This window comes from Novosphingobium sp. BL-A-28-Hi1-0D (assembly GCF_055521755.1).
The window spans coordinates 2,740,472-2,762,737 of record NZ_CM145502.1 but is presented as its reverse complement, the minus strand read 5'-3'; the positions used below and the strand labels follow the sequence as shown (position 1 = coordinate 2,762,737).

Genomic DNA, 22,266 nt, shown 5'->3' with positions numbered 1-22,266 from the left:
GGACAAAATCTGGTCCATTGGATCGTATGACCCCTCAGCAATTCATCTCCAAGTGGCGTGGCACCGAGCTCAAGGAGCGCTCGGCCTCGCAGAGCCACTTCAACGACCTGTGTGCGCTGCTGGGCGTGCTCGATCCGATCAGCGCCGATCCCAAAGGCGAATGGTTCGCCTTCGAAAAGGGCGCGACAAAAACGACCGGCGGCGAAGGCTGGGCCGATGTTTGGCGCAAGGGCTGCTTCGCATGGGAATACAAAGGCCCGCGCAAGGACCTCGACAAGGCGTTCGCGCAGCTTCTGCAATACAGCGTCGCGCTGGAGAACCCGCCGCTGCTGATCGTGTCCGACATGGACCGCATCCGCATCCACACCAACTGGACCAACACGGTGCAGGAGGTTCACGAGTTCACCCTTGAAGACCTTCTCGACGGGCAAGTGCGCGAGCGGCTGAAACGCGCTTTCACCGATCCCGAAGACTTCAAGCCCAGCAAGACGCGCCAAGCCCTGACCGAAGAGACCGCGCGCGAGTTTGCCGGCATCGCGCAGCGCCTGCGCGACCGAGGGCACGAGGCGCACAAGGTGGCGCACTTCGTCAATCAGCTGGTGTTCTGCATGTTTGCCGAGGACGTGGGTCTGCTGCCCGACAACCTCTTCACGAAGATGCTGGACCTTTGCCGCAGCGATCCCGAAAGCTTTGCGGAGAATGCCAGCACGCTGTTTGGCGCGATGGCGCAGCCGGGCGGCAAGGTGGGCTTCACGCGGATCGACTGGTTCAACGGCGGCCTGTTTCAGGACGATGCTGTGCTCCCCGTTTCGCGGGACGATGTTGAGGAACTCTATCAGGCCGCGCTGCGCGACTGGTCGCAGATCGATCCCTCGATCCTCGGCACCTTGTTTGAGCGCGGACTGGACCCGGCCAAGCGCAGCCAGCTCGGCGCACATTACACCGACCGCGACAAGATCATGATGATCGTGAAGCCGGTGATCATCGACCCGCTGGAGGCCGAATGGGCCGAGGCGCTGGGACGGATGACGGTGCTGATCGAAAGCGCGCCCAAGCGCACGGCAGAACGGCTGCTGACCCCGGCGGAGAAGCGCCGCGCGGAGAAGCTGAAGGACGATGCGGGGGCAATCCACAGCGCGTTCATCGAGCGGCTGACGCAGTTCCGCGTGCTGGACCCGGCCTGCGGATCGGGCAATTTCCTCTATGTCGCGCTGCGGGCGCTGAAGGATATCGAGCACCGCGCCAATCTGGATGCTGAAGCGCTGGGGTTGCCGCGCGGCTTCCCGCGCGTGGGGCCGGAATGCGTGCTGGGGATCGAGCTCAATCCTTATGCGGCGGAGCTTGCGCGGGTGAGCGTGTGGATCGGCGAAATCCAGTGGATGCGGCGCAACGGCTTCGATGCGGCGAAGAACCCGATCCTGCGCAATCTGGACACGATCGAATGCCGCGATGCGGTGCTGGATGAGGGGACGGGCGAGCGCGCGCGGTGGCCGGATGCCGACGTTGTCGTTGGGAACCCGCCGTTCCTTGGCGATAAGAAGATGATCGCCGAATTGGGCGAGGACTATACCAACGCACTGCGAAAGGCGTGGTCTCAGGTTCCCGGCGGGGCCGATCTGGTGTGCTACTGGTTTGCCGCCGCTTGGGACCGGATGGTGGCTGGCAAGCTGACGCGCGCGGGGTTGGTTGCGACCAATTCGATCCGGGGCGGAGCCAACCGCGAGGTGCTGAAGCCGGTCGTCGAACATGGCCAGATTTTCGAAGCATGGAGCGATGAGGACTGGACCGTCGATGGTGCAGCCGTTCGGGTATCCTTGTTGGCGTTTGCGAGGCGACCAACTGAGAGCGTGCGGCTCAATGGTGTGGCCGCTACAAAACTCAACTCTGATCTGAGCGACGCGTTGTTTGACCTGACGGCTGCGTCGGTATTGTTGGAGAACACAGCGACCAGCTTCATTGGCGACCAGAAGACAGGCTCATTCGATTTGCCGGGCGAGATCGCACGAGAAATGCTGTTAGCGCCCAGCAATCCGAACGGCCGCAAAAACTCAGATGTTCTAGTGCCTTGGTCCAATGGGATGGATGTAACCCGTAGACCTTCGGGGCGATGGATCGTCGATTTCGGAACGAGCATGACGGAAGAGGCCGCTGCACTCTACGAGCGGCCATACGACTTCATCGTACAGAACGTGCAAAGGCAACGATCAGGAGTCAGAGAGGTTCGAACCGAAGCGACTTGGTGGATTCACCAGCGGCCCCGACCTGCGATGCGAAAGGCGATAGCCACGCTTCCGAGGTATCTGGCAACACCGCGCGTCGCCAAGTATCGCCTCTTTTGCTGGTTCGAGCCGATAGTCCTTCCAGACTGCCAGTTGGTAGTAATCGCCCGCGATGACGACACCACCTTCGGCATTCTTCACTCGCGCTTCCATGAAGTGTGGTCGCTGCGCATGGGCACGTTTCTCGGCGCGGGGAATGATCCGCGCTACACTCCGTCCACCACCTTCGAAACCTTCCCCTTCCCCGAAGGCCTGACGCCAAACCTCCCCGCCTCCGACTATGCCGATGATCCCCGCGCGCAGGGCATCGCTAAAGCCGCCGCGCGGCTCAACGAACTGCGCGAAAACTGGCTCAATCCGCCCGATCTGGTAGTGCGCGAGCCGGAGGTGGTGCCCGGCTATCCCGACCGCATCCTGCCCAAGAACGAGGCGGCGGCGAAGGAACTCACCAAGCGCACGCTGACCAATCTCTATAATGCGCGACCCGCGTGGCTCGATCATGCGCACCGCGCTCTGGATGAAGCAGTTGCGGATGCATATGATTGGGGCGATGACTTTCGAGCCGGATCGCTGACTGATGACGAGATCCTCAGTCGCCTCTTCCGGCTCAATCAGGAGCGATCATCAAAGTGACTGCATTCCAACGTCCCTTGGGCAACAAGTCCATCGACGAACTGATCGCAATCGCTGAGCGTAACTGGCAGAATGCAGCCGAGCTTCTCCTCGTTCGGTCCGAACTAAACTATCGGAATACGAACGCTGCCACCAAACTCCGTTCGAGCGTCGACACCTGGCTGGCTGATCTCGCCAAGCCGACCTATGTCAGTCCAGCCTTGAAGAGTGCGCGAGTGCAGCCAGACCCTGTTTCCCAGCAAGCCCGAGAATGGACAAATGCAGCCGTCGCGAAGCTCCGCGCCAAGCTCATCGACCTTTCACGTAAATCCCCGCTGATCTCGTTCAAACATACGTCGCGCAGCGCGTCGCAACTGCGCATCGTTGATGAGCGTCCAGACCTCCTGTGGGAGCGACTGAACGAAGGGACGATGGGCTTCGAACCTCTCCCCGGTGAGGATCAGACTCCACCTGACGAACTGACACCTGAGTTTCGGATTGCCTACGAGCGAGCGCGCCTGATCGATCTCGAGTTCCATAAGGCAACAGAGAACCTCGGCGACAGCGAAAGCGAAGTTCGGACCTTACAAGAGGCAGAGCGGCTGCTGCGCTCTCGGGTTCGCGAGCAGCTTGGCTTGCCAAAAGTCAGCTACGGCAAAACGCTCGATGTGGCGGCGATTGCCCGCGCGCACGGTTTCGATCCATCCTACGAACTCAAGTTCAGTGACGACGACGGACTTCAGGAACATCACGAAGACAACAGCATCCGCGTGCTCCTAACTCGGAAGGAGCTGGAAAAGCGGCTGAAGACGATCTGGGATCGTGCCGGAACCCATATGCGCGAGACGGGTCTGCACACGCTGCATTTGGCCCTCGGGTTCGTGCAGTGGTTCGAGGACGACACGTCGGACGTGGCCATGCACGCACCGCTCCTGCTCTTGCCCGTGACGCTTGATCGGGAAGTCAAGCGTGGCCGGTTCGAGTACACCTTGCGGGCAACCGGCGACGAACTCGAAGTGAACATCGCACTTGTCGAAAAAGCACGAGCGCACTGGGGCCTGCACATTCCCGAATTGCGCGATGAAGAAAGCCCAGAATCCTATTTCATCCGGACGAAAGCCGTTCTTGCGCAGGGCCATCGGCTCCAGTTCAATTGCTTCGCGACGCTGGCTGTGCTCCCGCCAATGATCCTCTGGAAGGATCTTGACCCGCAAGCCTGGCCCCAAGACGCGTTTGCCAACCACAGACTTCTTCCGGGGCTACTCGGCGCGGCCGAGTTCCGGCAGACCCCAAGCGGCGATTCCGACATCGATATCGATGACCCGGTGAACGCCGAGAAGGTGCCGGCGCTGATCACCGATGCCGACGCTTCGCAGCACAAGGCAATTATGGACATGGCCGCTGGCCACGATATGGCGATCGAGGGTCCGCCGGGCACTGGCAAATCACAGACGATCACCAACATGATCGCAACCGCCCTCGCCCAAGGTAAGCGCGTGCTCTTTGTCGCGGAGAAGCAGGCCGCGCTAAGAGTCGTGGCTGATCGCCTTCGCGTTGCAGGGTTCGGCCCCATGCTGCTCGAATTACATGGCGATCGGGCAGTCCGTTCCGATGTATATGCGAGCATCAACGAACGGCTGGACTATCAGTCGCGCCATGATCCCAAGTTTCTCGAGATCAATCGGAAAGACATCCGCCGCCACCGCGATCTGCTGCGGCGCTATCTCAGTTTGATCCGCTTGCCACTTGGCGCGCTGGAAGCAACGGCGCATGATCTGGCGTGGCGCGAGATCCGGCTCCGTTCCCGGTTCACCCGGGAAGAGATAGCTGATCTGGAAGCGCGTTGGTCACCCAACGATCCACGATCAATCGACCGGTCGACGCTGACTGAGCACCGCGAGGTGCTTGAGCAATATGGCGAGGCGCTATCCAAAGTTGGAGCAAAGGGCTCTGTTTGGACCAAAGCACGCCGATTGAACCCCTTTGATCAATCACAGGCGTTGAAAGCGGCAGCGTCCGCAGGCGCCGCAGCGCGGTCTTTAGCGGATGCGGCAGAGAAGCTTGCGGCGCTAGGCGTCGCATTTCCGACGGCCACGGAGGACTATCAAACCGCAAACAGGCAACTCTCGGCGGTAAAGCCTTTGAGCTGCACAAACGAAGCCATTGTCGCGGCAGCACTCCATGCACCGGAGGTAGCCGACGATTTGCTCGTTTTGCAGGCAAAGTGGACCAAGCTGAAGCATGCGCTGTCGTTGGAAGTCGAGCAGCCCGAAGCGCTGGATGATGCGGCCCTCGCCGAGTTAGCCACCGCGCTCTCAATGGAAGACTGCCCGGACGTTGCCGCCGACATCGTCCCCACGCTGCGGGCAGCAGAGGAACTCACTCGCCAGCTTGCTGCGGCAGGACGAGATCTCGATCGGCTCATCGAACGGCTAGCTGCGGGTGCCGAGACGCCTGTGCGGAACGCCAAAGAAGTATGTGCTTGCATTGCAAAGCTCGCTGAGCTGCCCCCGGCAAGCAGCACGATGCTTCGCCAGGAACTGGCAGACCCGCAGGCTGCTCCGATCATCGCTGGCGCAGAAAAAGAAGCGTTGGATCTTCGCGCCGAGAGGGCTGCACTTCGTGAAATAGCGAGGCAAGAAGCGTCTACTGCCGAGCCGGAAGTGCTCGATGCGACAGCGGACATCCTGGAAGGAACTGGCTTCTTCGGACGCTTTAGCGGTCGATATCGCACCGCATACCGGCAGGCGGTTCGCTACCTTGGGGAAGTCAGCAATCGCGAGGAGGCCGCTGCTTCGCTCCGACGTATCTCGACGCTGCTACGGACAACGGCCTCGTTCGAGACAAGGAATAAGGCGAAACACCTTTTTCCGCCATTGCTTTGGGACGGAATTGATAGCGATTTTACGTCTCTCCGGCTCGCGTGCACCACGATTGCCGACGCCGCCAACAAGCTCGCGGTGCTCGATGAGATAGGCCTTCTTGGTTGGTGGCTGCATTGCGAGATCACCGATAGACCACGTTTGGCAGCAAGCTGCGCTCGTGTTTCAGGAGTTCTGGGTCAGCTGGTGAGCTCGGGCTTTGGCGAGGTCTCGCTGGGTGAGGCAGCGGATCTGGCTGTTGCAGACAAGGATGCACTGGCGAGGTTGGACCAAGCCGCAAGAACCACAAGACTGCGCCCGGGGTGCCGTCTGTGGGATGGCTCCGCCACAATCGCGGAACGGATCGGTCTTTTCAATGCGATCCGATTGGAATTCGATGAGCGACGCTCCGGGTCTGGCGGGCTGTTCGCATGGGTTGGCGGTATTGAGGAGGATCTGACTTCACTTCAGACGTCCTCGGAAGAGCTGGATTCCGTCGAGGCTGCTGAAGGCCCTCTGGATGTCCTCGAACTTCTCGCAGCCAGCGCCACACCTGCCGCACTCTGTTCTGAGCTGGTTGGTGCGTCACAGGTTTTGGCGGCTGCTCTCGCTGGCTGGTCTGCCTGTGCTAGAGAATGCAACGAGGTCGTTGGCCTCGCTCCCGAGGAACTGGTCGGGAGTACCTCCTGGAATTCATTGTCAATCGAGCTGCTCTTGGCGAGTACCGACAGAGACGGAGCGAGCCTAGCCGCTGACCTTCTAAAGTACCGGGCGTCCTTGTTTGAGCGAAGCATATCAGCTCTCAGCACCGCCGCAGATGAGAATATCGTCGAACCTGCAAAGCTGGCCGACGCTTACGAGCTCCTGCTGATAGCAGCGCTGCTGCGGAGCTTTCTCGGCAGCGACGGAAACGAACTCTCCCGTCTGGGAAGCCTGTCGCTCGAAGCGGCCCGGAAAGCATTTCGGCAGATCGACAAGGACCTTCACAAGTTGGAGGCCGCATCGATTGTTGGACGGCGGCTCTCTGACTCGGTTCCCCAAGGCAAGTCCTATGGCAGGAAGTCGGAGTACACTGATCTAGGCCTTATCCTTAGCGAAGTGGCACTCAAGCGACCACGCACGCCTCTCCGCGACGTGGTCCACCGCGCTGGTGGTGCGCTACAAGCACTCAAGCCCGTGTGGATGATGTCCCCGACCTCGGTCGCGCAGTTCATAAAGCCGGGAACACACTCGTTCGACCTGCTGATTGTCGATGAAGCTTCCCAGATGCGGCCGGAGTTTTCCCTGAGCTGTATCCTTCGAGGAAAGCAATTTGTTGTGGTCGGCGACGCGAACCAGCTACCCCCAAGCGACCAATTCCAAATGGGCGGCACCGTCGACGAGGATGATGACGCCAACAGTGTTGGCGTCGACGAAGGGACGGAGTCCATTCTGGACCTGGCCAACCAGCGCTTCCGAAAGAAGCGCCGGCTGAAATGGCATTACCGGTCGCAGCATGAATCGCTGATCCAGTTCTCGAACCGGCAGTTCTATGATCGCGAGCTGGTGGTGTTTCCGAGCCCATCTGGAAACGAAGATGATCTGATGGGGGTCAAGTGCATCTTCGTACCAACAATCCACTCAGACACCGAGTACGAAGCTTCGATCAATCAGCGCGAAGCAGAGGTGACGATCGAACAGGCCTTTGGCCTGATGCAAAGGTACCCTGAACGCTCCATCGGCATCGTCGCGATGAATGCCAAGCAAACCGAGCTCATCAAGAATGAGTTTGATCGGCTGATCGTTGAAGAAGATCAGGTGCGCCGATACGTGGAGGCCTTCGCCGGAACGGTCGATGAGTTCTTCATCAAGAACTTGGAAAACGTACAGGGCGACGAGCGAGATATCATATTGATATCGACGGTTTACGGCCCCGATAAGAATGGCAAGGTCCGTCAGAACTTTGGTCTCATCAACCGTGAAGTTGGCTGGCGTCGCCTGAACGTCTTGGTGACGCGCGCCAAATTGTCCTGCCGCCTCATTACGTCGCTGCGACCCGACGATATCAAGGTCGTCGAAACATCATCCCGCGGTCTCATCGCCTTCAAAGCGTACCTGACCTATGCCCATAACGGCGCACAATATGAGGACGCATCTGGCGGCGAGACCGATAGTGATTTCGAGATCTTCGTCGCCGATGCAATCCGCGATGCGGGCTACGACGTGGTCTACCAGGTCGGTGTCGAGAAGTTCCGCATCGATCTAGGCGTGCGACACCCTTCATGCCCCATAGGTTTCATCGCCGGGATTGAATGCGATGGCGCGCCTTACCACTCGGGGTTGAGCGTCCGCGATCGTGACCATATCCGGCAGTCTGTCCTCGAAGGGTTAGGCTGGAGGATATATCGCGTATGGTCGACAGATTGGTTCGCGGATCCAGCTAGAGAGACCGCGAAACTGATCAGCTGGCTCGATGGGATCCGCGATAAGCTTATAAGCCAACTAGGTCCGCTCGACGACACACAAAATCAGATCGCGAACGGTGGTGAGTTGTTGCCGTCTATACCTCATAGTCAAGAATTGGCGTCCGACGGCGTTCACGCTCAAAGCGATGAACTTCCGCTCGAAAACAGCGGGAGCGAGGACGTTGTTGAAACGCGTCAGCCGATGGGACGAAAGCTGCGCATGGTCGACGACATTCAGCCCTACGAGGCACTTCAAGGACTGAGGTATGAGCTTTGGAAGTTGGACGACTTCCTTGGGGAAGTGGAAGTCATAAAGCGAGCGACCGCGTCTCCGCGACTATATGGCGGGCAGGTTCAAATCCCTAAGTCGGAGTATGAGGGTCGCGTAGCGAGAACGGGCGACCGCTTCATCTCATACGACCTCTATGCGGCGATCCGCGAGGTCGCGCGACGCTCAATTGACGAACATCAAGAGGGTTGAAAACAGTTCTGGCACCAAAGCAATCACCACAGTGCGGTATTGGTGCTGGCGATCGGCGACAAGTGGGACTTGTACGAACCCGCTGGCGCGGGAGTGGTGTTTGCCTTGAGGTCTTCCCGCTGATCGGCGGTCTGGTCGAAGTTGAGGTCTGCGCGGAGTAGGCAGACGATTGTGGCTCCTTTCAACCAAGGAGTCGTACGATGACCAACGTTCTGCCTGATGCCCCCGCCAACTCGCTGCGGCAGCGCATGATCGAAGACATGAACATGCGCCGGTTCACCCGCAAGACCCAGTTCGACTACGTGCGCCACGTCGCTCGGTTTGCCACTTTTCTGGGCCGTCCTCCTGATACCGCGACTGTCGAGGATCTGCGGCAATTCCAGGTCGAACAGCGCGAGGCAGGCCTGGGCATCCCGACCTTCAACAGCATCGTTTCTGCCTTACGCTTCTTCTTCACGCACACGATTGACCGCCCTGACCTGTCCCGCAGGCTGCATACGGTCAAGAATCCTCGCGCCTTGCCCGTTGTCCTCAGCCGCGACGAGGTGGTGCAACTGCTGGGAGCAACCAACTGCCTCAAGCACAAGGCGGCGCTGTCGGTCGCATATGGGGCTGGCCTGCGCGCCGCCGAGGTGACCATGCTCAAGGTCCGCGATGTCGACAGCAAGCGCATGCTCCTGCGGGTCGAGCGCGGCAAAGGCGGGCGTTATCGCAATGCCCTGCTGCCCGCTGATCTGCTCACCCTGCTGCGCGAATAGTGGACGGTCGGCCGACAGCAGGGTGTCATGCATGCCGATGGCTGGCTGTTTCCGGGAATGCATTACCTCAAGCCGCTCAGCACCAGGCAGCTTCACCGCATCGTGGTCGATGCCGCAGAGTCCGCAGGCCTAAAAAAGCGGGTAGGCCCCCACACCCTGCGGCACAGCTTCGCCACGCATCTGCTGGAGGACGGCGTCGATATCCGGATCATCCAGGCACTGCTTGGGCATGCGAACCTCGAGACAACCGCCTTCTACACCACGGTGGCCACCCGGACGGTGCGAGCGGTCATCAGCCCGCTGGACAGGTTGGCGACGGCCCCGAAGGACGAGGTCGCACCGGACGGCTGAGCCGTTGCGCCCCTCACTCGAGGTGGCAGACATCTTCCGCGCCGCTGGCCCCGCATACCGGAACGCCCACGCCGGGCACCTGAGCCTCGCCCAGCTGAAGGCAATGACGGCGATCGAGAACTGCCGCACCGCTGCTCTGGGCGGTCACGTTGAAGCCTGCGAGGACTGCGGGCAGTGGCGGATCGCCTACAACAGTTGTCGCAACCGGAACTGTCCCAAGTGCCAAGGGGCAGCGGCGCAGACGATGATGACGATCGCGGCCGATCCCAAGCATCTCGGTGCCAGGATCGGGATCACGGCCGTGCTCCATACATGGGGGTCAGCCCTGACGCATCACCCCCACGTCCACATGGTCGTACCTGGCGGCGGCATAGCGCTGGACGGCTCGCGATGGATCTCGTCGCGCCCTGCCTTTCTCTTGCCCGTACGGGTATTGGGAGCGCTGTTCCGCCGCCTCTTCCTCACGCAATTGATCCAGTTGCACCAGGCCGGCAAGCTTGCCTTCTTCGGATCGCTTGCCGCGCTCACGGACCGGCGCGCCTTTGGGCGGCACATCGGTCCTGTCCGCAAGAAGCGTTGGGTGGTCTATGCCAAGGCGCCGTTTGCCGGCCCCGAAGCCGTGCTGGCCTACTTGTCGCGCTACACCCACCGGGTTGCCATCTCGAACCGCAGATTGATCAGCTTCGGCGAGGCCGGCGTCACGTTGCGGTTCAAGGATTATCGCCGTGATGGTCCTGAACGCCAGAGCGTCATGACACTCGCGACCGATGAGTTCATCCGCCGCTTCCTGATCCACGTCCTGCCCCGCGGCTTCCACCGTATCCGGCATTACGGTCTGCTCGCCAGTTCAACCCACAAGGACGCCATGGCGCTGGCTCGCAGACTGCTGGGCGTCGCTGCGCCGGCCGAGGAACCCGAACCCGACGAGCCTACCGATCACCGCCCGCAATGCCCGTGCTGCGGTGGGCACATGGTCATTATCGAGACCTTCGAACGCTGGCGCCAACCGCGCGCACCGCCGAGCCGGTCGCTGCCGGCCGGAGCACTGTGTCATGACCCGGCGTGACCTGCCTCACATCCATCCTGCCGAACCACCGTGGCAGGAAACCATGGCGCATGCGTTGGCGGGGAACAGATCCCATCCGAGCCGCCCCGGACCACGCCAGCACGGGCCGTTTAGCTTGGCCAATCGGGCAGACATGCCAACCATCTGGTGCCCAAGTAGTGTGCCCCATCAGCTCTGACGCCATATCTCCCAGGGCGCCGAACTGAAATCCCCATAGCGCAACGCCTGCCTCCCGCGGGTCGTACATGTCAGACTTTCGTACGCCTCCCGGCGCCCGAAACCCTTCGACATTGCAGCCGTTCGCCGTTGCTCGTGGCGGCGTCCAGTAACGCCGAAAGCGGTCATTCTTGGAGCTGAGCAAGTCTTCTGTCTTAAGACCGCCTTTGCGGACGATCCGGAATGGCCGCTTTTAGCAGCGGTCATCGGCATAGCCGACGCTCACGGTAGCGAACCATCTCGTTAGCTTCGCGCCTCATAAGTGGTCGTACGTAAGCGCTGTTCTCAGGCCACGGCGGTCCATGGCATGAGTTCGCCGACGCTGTTTGCTGGATGACCGTTGGCCAGTTTTCCGAGCGCCTGCGTCAGCCAGGTATGCGGATTGATGCCGCTCAGCTTGCAGTTTTCGATCAGCGTGGCGATCACCGCCCAGTTGTCGCCGCCTTCGTCTGATCCTGCGAACAAGGCGTTTTTGCGGTTCAGAGCGAGCGGCCTGATGCTGCGTTCGACGGCGTTGCTGTCGAGATCAACACGGCCGTCATCGAGGAACCGTGAGAGGCCGGCCCAGCGCGTCAGCGCATAGCGTATGGCTTCGCCAAGCTTGGCCTTCGCGCTGACCTGGCGGCTTTTGGTCTCGAGATAGATCCGCAAGTCGCCGATAATGACGCGGCTGCGCTCTTGCCGGATTTGCTGGCGCTGTTCGGCAGAGGCCCCGCGCGCATCGTCCTCGATCTTGTAGAGTGCCGCAATCCGCTGCAGCACTTCGATGGCGACCGGAGAATTGTCGGCCAGCTCGTAAAACTTGCGCCTGACGTGTGCCCAGCAGAACGCGAGCACGATCTGCTGCCGGCGCTTGGCCAGTGCGGTGTAGCCGCCATAGCCATCGACCTGCAGGATACCGGCAAAATCTCCGAGATGGGCCTCGGCCCGTTCTCCCTTGCGATCGGCAGCATAGACATAAGCGACCATTGGCGGGGTATCGCCGCCCCATGGGCGATCGTCGCGCGCATAGGCCCACAGCTGCCCGGTCTTGGTCCGGCCGCGCCCGGGATCGAGCACCGGTGCGGTGGTCTCGTCGGCGAACAATCGCTCGGATCGTCGCAATCGTTCCAGGATGTGGTCGCGCAAGGGGCGCAGATACCATGCTGCTCTGCCAACCCAATCCGCCAACGTTGAGCGATCCAGTTGAATACCTTGCCGCGCGTAGATCTGGGCTTGCCGGTATAGCGGCAGGTGATCGGCGTATTTTGCGACCAGGACCTGTGCGATCAGCGCTTCGGTGGGAATGCCGCCCTCAACGATCCTTGCCGGTGTCGGGGCCTGCACGATCGCGCTCTCGCACGAACGGCAGCCGTACCGAGGACGGCGCGTGACGAGGACGCGGAAGGTGATTGGCACGACGTCGAGACGCTCGGCAACGTCCTCGCCGATCTGATGGAGCGCCCCGCCGCAGCAAGGGCAAGCCCGGATGCCATCCACTTCCTCGACATCGACAACCTGCTCGATCCGCTCGAGATGCGCAGGCAGTGAACCGCGGTTGGCCTTGCGTGGTCGGTCGGAGCTGGGCTTGCCGATCGCCGCGTCGCGTGCCGCACGGGCCTGGCCCAGCGCCGTCTCGACATCTTCAAGGCCTAGCTGCAGTTGGTCAGGGTCAAGTTGCTCCGAACGCGCACCGAACCGGTGCCGCATGAAGGCATCGACAATCGACTGCAGCCGTTCGATCTCGGCGTCTGCCTCGCCCTTGGCGGCCATTACATCGGCGAGCTTGCGGGACTGCTCAAGGGCGAACGCACGCAGCGCTTCAAGGTCTTCGGGAAGGTCCGCTTCCATGAGCATGGACGCAGTGAATCAGCAGGAGAAAGCCCCGTCAACCGGCAATTTGCGGGGCTATGGGCTTGCGTCCGCCATGCACCCTGCGCCAGTCCAGCCCCTCGAGAAGCGCACCCAGTTGCGCTGCCGTCAGCCGCATCACACCGTCCTGAATACCCGGCCACCTGAAGCCGCCCTGCTCAAGTTTTTTGGCCATCAGACACAGGCCGGTGCCATCCCACCAGACCAGTTTAATCCGGTCGGCGCGCTTGGCCCGGAACACGTAGATCACGCCGGAAAAGGGATCGCTGCCGTACTCGGCGCTGACCAGCGCGGCCAACGCGTCAGGCCCTTTACGAAAATCAACCGGACGCGTTGCAACCATCACGCGCGTGCCGGCACCGAGTCCGATCATCGCCTCGTCCCAATCATCTCTGGGCCTTGAGCGCTTCGATTACGGCGGCGATAACGCTGGCATCAGCGCCGCGCGCGATTTTCACTGCCACGCCATCGATCTCCAGTTCGACAGCAGCAACTGTGGAATGTCGCCTGCGCCGAGTTCGGCGCGTAGGTGCCGGATCTGGTCGCGTTGCCGGTTCGACCACTGCAGGTACGAACGTCGCGGTGGCTGGTTCGGCCAATGGGAAGGCCTGAGCCTGATCCTCCAGTTGTTTGCGCAAATCCTTCCGCCACGCATAGACCTGCGAAGGATCAAGCCCATGCCGCCGCGCGACAGCGCCGATACGTTCGGCACCGGCATAACACTCCGCGACAATCGAGGCCTTGACCTCCGGTGGCCAGTCCCGCCGCTTGCCTTTGCCCGTGAAGATCTCGAACCGCTGCGCGCCCTTGCTCACAGGATCATCACACGGGATTATCATAGGAGTAGCGCCCTCAGCCCCAATCAGGTCGCGCAAACTCCACGCTGGGCATCACCCACGCAAGGTGGAGGCAGAACAGCGCTTACCGCCACGCATAGACCTGCGAAGGATCAAGCCCATGCCGCCGCGCGACAGCGCCGATACGTTCGGCACCGGCATAACACTCCGCGACAATCGAGGCCTTGACCTCCGGTGGCCAGTCCCGCCGCTTGCCTTTGCCCGTGAAGATCTCGAACCGCTGCGCGCCCTTGCTCACAGGATCATCACACGGGATTATCATAGGAGTAGCGCCCTCAGCCCCAATCAGGTCGCGCAAACTCCACGCTGGGCATCACCCACGCAAGGTGGAGGCAGAACAGCGCTTACGGTCGTACAGCGGAAACGGCATCGATCCAAAAGGCGCCGTAGGACGTAGACAAAACACCGCGATATGCGCCTCACTAATTCTTCGACGCAAAATTTGCTGCGAAATAATCGATTACCTCCGCCGCTTGCGTACCGCGCCGAAATTCCTTCTGGGCCTCGAAATCGACGCTCGGGATGAGGTGGATGAACTGGTCCTCAGCATAGAGGGACATCAGCTTCTCCGGGTCGAGGCCGCCATCCCGCAATCCGGTCATGATATTGGCGGCCTCCAGCGCGGCACCGATCATGATATCGGCCAATTGCACTGCAGGGCTGGCTTTGGAGTCCACCTGACGCACTTCTGTGAGCTTCAATGGGAATTTGAAACTGGCGATCTCGGACTGGCGAAGCTCGACTTCACCTTCATGGTCGATGAACCGGCACAAGAGATCGTGATAGCTCGCAAGGTTCTTCGATTGGTCGTGTTCTACGCGGTAGGGACCGACACTCATCACCTCCATGCGGGAGATCAGCGACTGAAGCACGACGAGCGCCGCGTCGGTGGTCACGCCCTCAGTCGCGATCGCCTCAAGGCATTCCGGGGCGGCATATTGGGCCAACGGCCCCAGCGCTTCTGGAAGTTTTTGCCACGCGGTCTTTCGAGCGGCTTCAACCAACGCGTCGAGAGCTCCCGGCGTCTTTTCCTTTACCGCATGCTGAAATGCGGCCAGAAGCGCCCCAAACTCAGGCTTTCCCAGAAGTGTCGGACCTGCCGTCGCCAGGAGGGAGGCCATCCCGTAATTCTGCCCGTCCTGATAGAAGTTGCAGCCGCGCTCGTAGTACCAGGGCTCGACCGCATAATCGCAGAACATGAGGATCAGCAGGAACCGCTTGTCGCAGACATAGGTCACGGATTTGTACCCGCGGAGGAGCTCGGCGAGCAGTCCGAGCAAGCGCGGTTGATTGCCTGGGCGGCGCGAAACCGCGCGATACTTGAGCTCATCCGCCTGCACGCGCGGGAGAAACTCCTTGATGAGCCGAGCGGCATCGTCGTCGTCGATGGCGATTGCCGTCGCTCCCTGAAAACGCTGGTCGCGATTCAGGAGATCGAAGCCGGTGTAACCGCTTTCATCGATACGATAGCAGTCCATCGTCTGATCAGGGCAGCGGCGCGCGGCCGGCGTGCCGCAACAGATAGACGCTAACGGCCGACGCAACGGTCACCACGAGCTCCGCTTCTTCGAAGCTGGGCGGGCGCCCTTCCTGAATGTGGCGACCCTGCTCAGAAGCGAAGCCCCAAAGGCGATGGAGCGCGCCATCAAGCGGTGGCGGGATCGTGAGACGCTTGATGATCTGACCGAGCGTTTCGGTGCTTCCGTCAATTTCGCGCGCAACGCATTCCAGCGCAGCCATCGCGTGCTGCACGGCGCCTGTGACGTCGGCCGATGGCCGTCGGGAAATGTCTTTGAGCGCTTCGTGCACCTCATTCGCGGCGGTCGGCGTACTGGCCAGCTGCATGGAGGCGACAGCATCACGGGTCGCCAGACCGAAGGCTTCAGAGCCGCGAAAGACGATGCGACCGTCTTCCATCTGCCAACCGACACCATTTTCCCGGAAATATTGGGTGAGCCGGCGAGCATATTCGGCCTGCTTGCCGCCCGAGTAATCTGCTTTGAGCAGATCCCCATGGATCCGCTCGGCAATGTCGTAGACCTTGAACCAGGGCGCCTCTTCGAGCAGGCGATGGACTTCATGCTCGATGTTGCCCGGGGACCAGTTATTACGGTCGGGTCGCCTAAGCAGTACCTCGCAGACTGTGTCCCGCATGCCGCCAGGCCCCATGCCAGCCGCGTAACCGAGCATCACGACCGCGGCGCGAACCCCCTCGGGAGCATCCTCCCGGGTGGTGATTTCGACATCCGCGCCGCGAAAGCCATGTCGTTCGGAAAATGAAGCCGAGTCTGTCATCCTAGAGTGATATGATTGCATGTACGCTGTCGGTCTATGGGAGATGTGGAGAGATGGAGGTCGTCAAGGCCACGACTGCGGACCTTGCCAGTGTCCTCTGCTGGCTGGAGCAGGAATATGCCGAGGATGGTGAAGGCTTCTGGTGCAACCGGGGAATTATAGAAAGCGCGCTCGACCATGGCGATCTCTGGGTCATTCGTCGCGGCGATGAGCTTATCGCGGTGCAAGTGGGCGACTATGCGCCGGACATTGTGAGCGTCCGCAAAGACTGTCGCCGACAGGGGCTGGGCGACGCGCTGTTTGCAGCGTCCCTGCAGCGGGCGATCGACGACAATGTGAACGTGCTTTCGATTGAATGTACGCCGCGAAGTTCCTGGACCTTCTGGCAACGCCACGGCTTCGAGCGGTTCGGCGATTTGGGCGAATGGGGCAGGATAACCGCACGCCGCATTCTGCCGCGGTCATTCGACATACCCACCGACCTTCCCTCCGCCGATGTCAAAATCGGCTTTTATCCGGAGGCGGCGACCTACGGGCGCGGCGAAGTTCCCGCGATCGTGTCGCATCGCTTGCGCGGTGGGCGCCTCGGTGACGGCTCGATCGTACTCGAACGACGGGTCATCGGCCTTACCGACGATGAACCCGAAGGGAAGGATCTTGTAGTCAAGATCGATGTGGACGGAGAGGTCCGCTGCTTCTGCAAGGCGAAATATGAGGAGGCCGAGGAAGCTGGCGTTAAGCGCGATCGGAAGGGCGGCGCCTATTATATCGACGCCGTCGAGCGTGCCGATGGTTGAGCGCGCGTCAATGCCGATGTACGGTTCGCCCGTAGAAATGTCGAGACAGGCCGTCACGACACATGTTGCGGTGGCTTCCTGATGGTCGACCTCTCCCACATCGCGCTTCGGGATCGAGACGAACCGGTCATCCTGCCATGGCCCGCCTCAGGCAATGCCGGGGCGTTCTTGTCATTTGCCCACCCTGCCGAGTGGCGGACCTTCATTGAAAGCTTCGGCATCGACCCGCGGATTCCGCAGATCATCCAGGCAAAGTTCGCGCGCGCACAGACGCTTTATCTCCTGGGCTGGATCGATTTTACCCTGATCAAAGCAGGTGAACTTGCGGCACTGGTCGCGCTCGAGCTCGCCGTCATGGATCGCTACGGTTGCAAGGTTTCCAAGAGCAAACGCAACTTTGCAAACCTGCTCAAGTACATGGTCGAGGTTGATGGCCTCACCGATGCCGACATTCCGATGGTCACGCGCTGCGACGGCACGGCGATCGGTCAATTGACCGGCTCGACCCATCCCACGCTGGCGGAGCGGCGCAATATGCTGGCGCATGGCGACCCGTTTGATGGCTTGCCGACGGCCGGTCTGCTCGAACTGGTAAGTAATCTGATTAATTATGCCTATCGCGATTTCATCGCGGAGGCCGTCGCCAGCCGCCTCCAGGTGCACCGGTAGGTAGAATAGCAGCCGCGCCACCTATGGAGCCAAGCGCTCGTCCGCAGTAGGGTACCACCATGGCTAAATTGAAGTTCTCTTCCGAAGTCGAAATTCCTGACGCCTTGCTGCCGCTTCTTTGCGATGCCTTGCGCTGTAAGCCTGCCGACCTCGAAAAGCAGATCGCCAGGTTTGCGCCCGCGGCTATCCTTGAGTTTCTCGACATGGTCGCCGGTGTTGCGACTCTCGCCAGCGCCGCAGACGTCCGCGAACGACGCCTCGTCCGGCTCATGTTGACTGCTTATCCGACCGAACCGCCAGTTGCGGACGAGGTCGCGCGACTGTTCAACATCACGCCGAGCGCGGCGCGAAGTCTCATGAGGGCGACCGCGGCCAAGCATCGGCTGGCCCTGCGCGAAAAGATCGAGCCAGCGCTAAAAAAGATTCTCGCGGACTGCAAAGGTGACGGCAAGGAGCCATACATCGTTGTGATCCTCAATCCGATTCTGATGGAATTGCTCAACGCCCGGCTCGAGACGTCGACCGATCCGAAGACCCCGGTGCGGCGGACCGGCGACGGCCTGACGCAATATACAATCGATGTTGGGTCGTTTGATTATCTGAAGAATAGCCTCAAGTGAGCGAGGCAGCGGATGCCCTTGCAGCGTCCGCGCTGGTGCTGGCAATTTTGGCAGCCTTGTTTTCCGTATGGATGCCCGATGTCGCAGCCGCACTGGCCGAAAAGGGTAGCACCGACAAAAAGAACAATGAGCCACTCAAGACTCGGCTGAGGGTGATCGCGCGCACGCGGCTTTATCCGCTGCTCGCCGCCGGGCTAACGACCGTAATCATCCTCTTGCCGCGATGCTGGGGAATTGTTCGGTCGCCCTGGACGTGTGCGCCATGGGATCAATGTCACTATGACGATGTGCGGGCCCTGATGTTGCTGACGGTCGTGCTGCTGATCTTGCTGTGCGTCGCCCTGATCGTGCAGATCCTGTCGGTGCGAAAGAAATTGGCGCAGCTTTGAAAAAGCGGACGATGTGGCAGCTGCGGGCCGGAGATCGTCGGCCCTGCAGCAGCGTCAAACGTAGAATTTAAAGGGCTGCTTTTCCTCGCCCTTCGCCGACCCCATGGTTAGCACATCGCCGACCATGCGCGCGAACCGCACTGTGACCGGCAGCCCGTCATTGAAGTTGCAGCTGTTATAATTGATCTTGGTGAGGCCCATGATGTCCGCGAGCACGGTGCGGATCGCGGGCTGCTGATATTTGCTGCGCATGACCGTGATGTGCAACGGGTTGGGCGTTTCCGGACCGATATATGTATCGAGCTGCGGTACGTAACCGGTCGTCCACAGATAGGCGACCCGGTCGTCCAGCAACAGCGCGGTGCCGCGCAGCACCGGATAGTCGCCATCCCGAAACAGCTTGGTCTCTCCGCCGGTCGTCCGAATACGGACACCGATGACATTCGTCCCTTTCGGCGCCGCCTCGCAGAAGGCCTGCCACTCCTCGTCGTTGAAGTAGGTCTGACCGTGGATGAAAAGCTCTTTGGGCGCTTCGCCGTGCATGTCCCTATAGGTGGCGAGCACCAGCTTCAGAAGTTTCTTGGCTGCGTCTTTTTTCAAATGAAAGTCGTGATCGCCTGTCTTCCATGGCCCGTTCGCGCCGCGAAAAACCACACCATCGCCCTCGTTGAGAAACATCTGTGCCGCGCAGCAGGCATGGCCGTTGGGATCGTCAGGCAAGCTCTTATATACCATGCCGATATAGCAGACGCCGGGGCGTACCGACCCTAGCCGCCAAGGCGGTTTGGGCTGGGTCTTGTAGTAAAGCCCGGTCGCCAAATTCCAGACGAGGGTTGCAGCATCCTGTGTCTTGCGAAGCGGGTAGCCGGCTTTGTTCAAAAAGGCGTTCGGCGCGAGCGTCGTCTCGCGCACCAGCTGAGTCGGCGCGATTGTAAGAAATTCGGCCTTGATGCGCCGGTGGAAGTCCGGGACATCGTTGAAAATGTCTTCGTTGGTCTGATCAATGACGCCGGCAAGTAGCGGCAGGCTGGCTTTAGCTTTTTGGCGGCGGGCGAAGTCGCCCGCCGTCATGGCAAGGCCGGTCCGTTTGGAGCCAGGGCGACAGCGTTCGTAGACGATCTCGGGCAACACCAGGACCCATATATCGACCGACTGCTCCTCGTTCCTGAGATGCTTGCGGACGCGGTCGATGTAGAGCCGCGCGACCTTGTCGACCGCTTCGTTGAGATTTTCGATGCGGGTCGCGCGATCGATGTCGGCGAGTTGCAGCGACAGGGTGCTGACCTCGTCCGGATCGAAGGTGATGCCGAAGGTCTCTTCCAGACCCGGAAAGTTCGCGAGGTGAAGCCGGTCCTTCTTTTCGCCCTTTCCGGGCGGCGGAACAGCGACAACCTGCATGATGCCGCGCGCCCAGGTTCTGAAATGGCCGATGCCGTCGGCCGTGCCGACGACACCGACGCGAATTTCGCGCGCTTTCTTGCCCTTCGAATGCGGGCCGTAAAGGAACAGGCCATCCTTCGGATGCGGACTGCGCTCGCCATGGGCAAACTCGAGCGCGGGCTCGTCGAGGTGGTCGACGATGAGCGATGGTTCGGGAAATTTCACGCCTCGCCCTCCTCGTCGTCGTTCTCGGGACGTCCGAGCGTGCTCGCATCCGTCTCCTCTTCATCCGCATCCGCTTCGTTTGGCAGCATCGTGCTGACCGGTGACGAGAAAAGGACCGGCGCTGCGTCGATCACGAGGTCGTGCTCCGCGCAAAGCCGCAGCCTGATATAGGCACTGTCACCCGAAAGCATTTCGAGGAAGGCCAGCATTCGGCCGTGCCACTGTTTGTTGCGCCATCCCTTGCAGATCGACCGCCTGAGCTTGTGCATCTTTTTCGGGTCGTCGATGGCAAGGCCCTCAGGGGTGCCATTGTCGGCGGCAAAGAGAACCCGCGCCTTGAGTTTGAGATGCCAGAACGGCCAGGTTGCCGGAAGCGCGGTTACCCCGAATTGCCAGATGTGGCCCTTGGCAATGTTGCGCAGCATGGACGAGCGCCGGTCCCCCTGCTTGCCCCATGGGATGCGCGTGCCGACCGGAGCAAGCGCCGGAGACGCGTGAAACCCCACGCTGTTTGAGTAGGAATATTCAATCAGCCCCTTGATCTCGCAGAACTGGAACCACGCCTCTTTGATCATGACTATGAGGAGGTTCGATGCGACCTGACGCTCGATACCGAGCTTGGGTAGGCCTTCGTCGAGGAATTTGAGGAGCGGGACGGACCGCTTCACCCGGAATCGGCCGATTTCCTCGAAGGCCTCGTCGATTTCGGCCTGCCCGGCAAAGCTAAGAAATCCGCGCCCCTGGATGGCGGTCGGATAAGGATAGCAAGCGAGTGCGCGTTTCAGCTGATCAGGATCGGAGGCACCGCTTGGCTCGTAATAGTGGATTGTGTCGGGGGCCTCGGTGACGCGAAGCCAATTGGACGTGAGCCGTTCGGGCTGGCCGATAAGTGGTATTGCGCCGCGCCGCCGGAACAGTTCCCAATTGGGATTGATGCGCACGACGTCAGCGTGACGGGGGACCTTTTGCCGCCGGAGTGCATCGAGCAGTGACATCAATCCCTCGCCCCATCCGCGGACGAAATCGACGGCGACCGTATCGCCGATGCCCTTGACCTTGCGCCCGGGTCCAAGTCGTAGAGGAAGGATGAATCGCTTGTCGCCGCGCCGCTCGGCGACGTCGAGCGCAATATCGATATCGTCCTGTACCAGAGGATCGTCGAGAGTTGCGTTCTTGCTGAGGAGCAGGACCTTGGCGGCGCGATGCTCGAGCGCCTGGTTGATTTCCCTGCGCCATCGATCGCCCGGTTCGAGGGTGAGGATGTCGGCGAAGACTTGATAGCCCTCGGCTTCCAATTTCGGCGCCAGCCACAGCGCGAACTCATCGTCGATCGGCGAGGATTTGAGGATGAAGAGGGTGTCCCGCTCAGGCAACACCGCCGCGGCGCTCGATATCGGCAGCAACCTCGCGAGCATAGGAGGGATCGCGGCTTGTTTGGGGAGCGCGTCGGCGACGGCTCCGGTGATCAGATTTTTCAGGACCGCGCTGCTCTGCTGCCAAAGCTTCGGATGCGCCGTTTCGATATCAGGAAATTTGCGCAGCAACGCTACGAGATCTTGCGGGCCGAATAGGTCGCCGGGGCTGATGAGCGCTGGGCCGATGACCTCACCCAATTGCGTCTTGTTGGCCGGGGTGAGTGCGGCCGAGGTGGCGAGGATATACCGCTTGGGCTGAAGCGCATCGATCGAGGCACGCTCCGTCTTCATTTTTGCCTTCAGCTTCGCAAAGCCGGACCGATAGTAATGCTTGGCCTGCAGGATCACATTGCCATTTGCAGCAGCGTGTCGGCCGTCCATCCCATCGTCGGGTCCGTCCGGAAACGCCTCGAAGCGGATGCCGTATTCCCGACCGAGTAAATCCCGGGTCAGATCCTCGAAATCGGCAGGGGAGAGCGACGAGAAGTCATAGGTCATGTTCTCTAATTGTCCGCGACCGCGTCCTCTCGGTCAAGTAGAACAGCACGAGGGAAAATCCGGCATACGATCGTCGCGATCAGTCCAATTTGGATGGAATTTCCTTAGAGCTCTATCGCAGCCCCTCAGGCCTCCGCGGTTGAGAGCGACAGCAGCCTGTGCGAACCATCGCGGCGGGAGGAATCGGCATGACGTGGAAAGA

The 22,266-nt window shown here is 60.8% G+C and carries 15 protein-coding genes and 1 pseudogene; 8 read left to right on the top strand and 8 right to left on the bottom strand.

Annotated elements, in window-relative coordinates:
• The first annotated feature begins 26 nt into the window (after positions 1-26).
• The 4 genes and pseudogenes from ACZ1JW_RS13430 (at position 27) to ACZ1JW_RS13415 (ending at position 10,852) form a co-directional block, all read left to right on the top strand.
• Positions 27-2,912, top strand: coding sequence for a class I SAM-dependent DNA methyltransferase (locus ACZ1JW_RS13430; RefSeq protein ID WP_465140912.1), 2,886 nt, complete (start codon positions 27-29; stop codon positions 2,910-2,912).
• On the top strand, positions 2,909-8,677 hold the full coding sequence (locus ACZ1JW_RS13425; protein ID WP_465140911.1) for a DUF4011 domain-containing protein: 5,769 nt from the start codon (positions 2,909-2,911) through the stop codon (positions 8,675-8,677). Before ACZ1JW_RS13430 ends, ACZ1JW_RS13425 begins: the two co-directional genes overlap by 4 nt.
• Positions 8,678-8,877: 200 nt before the next feature.
• Positions 8,878-9,786: pseudogene (locus ACZ1JW_RS13420) on the top strand (tyrosine-type recombinase/integrase).
• 4 nt (positions 9,787-9,790) lie between these two features.
• Entirely contained in the window at positions 9,791-10,852 is a 1,062-nt protein-coding gene (locus tag ACZ1JW_RS13415; protein WP_465140910.1) for an IS91 family transposase, read from the top strand.
• A gap of 501 nt (positions 10,853-11,353) precedes the next feature.
• Here ACZ1JW_RS13415 and tnpC read toward each other — a convergent pair.
• The 6 genes from tnpC to ACZ1JW_RS13385 form a co-directional block, all read right to left on the bottom strand.
• Positions 11,354-12,904 carry an IS66 family transposase gene (gene tnpC / locus ACZ1JW_RS13410; RefSeq protein ID WP_465140909.1) on the bottom strand — a complete coding sequence of 517 codons (1,551 nt, stop codon included), beginning with the start codon at positions 12,902-12,904 and terminating at the stop codon, positions 11,354-11,356.
• A gap of 31 nt (positions 12,905-12,935) precedes the next feature.
• Positions 12,936-13,292 carry an IS66 family insertion sequence element accessory protein TnpB gene (gene tnpB / locus ACZ1JW_RS13405; protein ID WP_292934092.1) on the bottom strand — a complete coding sequence of 119 codons (357 nt, stop codon included), beginning with the start codon at positions 13,290-13,292 and terminating at the stop codon, positions 12,936-12,938.
• A 13-nt stretch (positions 13,293-13,305) separates the two neighbouring features.
• Positions 13,306-13,734, bottom strand: coding sequence for an IS66-like element accessory protein TnpA (tnpA, locus tag ACZ1JW_RS13400; protein ID WP_465140908.1), 429 nt, complete (start codon positions 13,732-13,734; stop codon positions 13,306-13,308).
• A gap of 106 nt (positions 13,735-13,840) precedes the next feature.
• Positions 13,841-14,014 (bottom strand): transposase, encoded by a 174-nt coding sequence (locus ACZ1JW_RS13395; RefSeq protein ID WP_465140907.1) that lies wholly within the window; start codon positions 14,012-14,014, stop codon positions 13,841-13,843.
• A 184-nt stretch (positions 14,015-14,198) separates the two neighbouring features.
• Positions 14,199-15,254: a hypothetical protein gene (locus ACZ1JW_RS13390; RefSeq protein ID WP_465140906.1), complete on the bottom strand. Its 1,056-nt coding sequence runs from the start codon at positions 15,252-15,254 to the stop codon at positions 14,199-14,201.
• Between the two features lie 7 nt (positions 15,255-15,261).
• Positions 15,262-16,071 carry an AbiJ-NTD4 domain-containing protein gene (locus ACZ1JW_RS13385; RefSeq protein WP_465140905.1) on the bottom strand — a complete coding sequence of 270 codons (810 nt, stop codon included), beginning with the start codon at positions 16,069-16,071 and terminating at the stop codon, positions 15,262-15,264.
• A 53-nt stretch (positions 16,072-16,124) separates the two neighbouring features.
• Here ACZ1JW_RS13385 and ACZ1JW_RS13380 point away from each other — a divergent pair, with 53 nt between their 5' ends.
• The 4 genes from ACZ1JW_RS13380 (at position 16,125) to ACZ1JW_RS13365 (ending at position 18,546) form a co-directional block, all read left to right on the top strand.
• Positions 16,125-16,868, top strand: a complete 744-nt coding sequence (locus tag ACZ1JW_RS13380) for a GNAT family N-acetyltransferase (RefSeq protein ID WP_465140904.1) — start codon at positions 16,125-16,127, stop codon at positions 16,866-16,868.
• An 81-nt stretch (positions 16,869-16,949) separates the two neighbouring features.
• Entirely contained in the window at positions 16,950-17,537 is a 588-nt protein-coding gene (locus ACZ1JW_RS13375; protein ID WP_465140903.1) for a hypothetical protein, read from the top strand.
• A gap of 59 nt (positions 17,538-17,596) precedes the next feature.
• Positions 17,597-18,157 carry a hypothetical protein gene (locus tag ACZ1JW_RS13370; RefSeq protein WP_465140902.1) on the top strand — a complete coding sequence of 187 codons (561 nt, stop codon included), beginning with the start codon at positions 17,597-17,599 and terminating at the stop codon, positions 18,155-18,157.
• A complete protein-coding gene (locus tag ACZ1JW_RS13365) occupies positions 18,154-18,546 on the top strand; it encodes a hypothetical protein (protein ID WP_465140901.1) in 393 nt (130 codons plus the stop codon). Before ACZ1JW_RS13370 ends, ACZ1JW_RS13365 begins: the two co-directional genes overlap by 4 nt.
• Positions 18,547-18,600: 54 nt before the next feature.
• On the opposite strand, the gene ACZ1JW_RS13360 is transcribed toward ACZ1JW_RS13365, so the two are convergent.
• Both ACZ1JW_RS13360 and ACZ1JW_RS13355 read right to left on the bottom strand, forming a co-directional pair.
• Positions 18,601-20,151, bottom strand: a complete 1,551-nt coding sequence (locus tag ACZ1JW_RS13360; RefSeq protein WP_465140900.1) for an argonaute/piwi family protein — start codon at positions 20,149-20,151, stop codon at positions 18,601-18,603.
• A complete protein-coding gene (locus tag ACZ1JW_RS13355) occupies positions 20,148-22,064 on the bottom strand; it encodes a TIR domain-containing protein (protein ID WP_465140899.1) in 1,917 nt (638 codons plus the stop codon). The genes ACZ1JW_RS13360 and ACZ1JW_RS13355 overlap by 4 nt, the downstream gene beginning before the upstream one ends.
• Positions 22,065-22,266 lie beyond the last annotated feature (202 nt).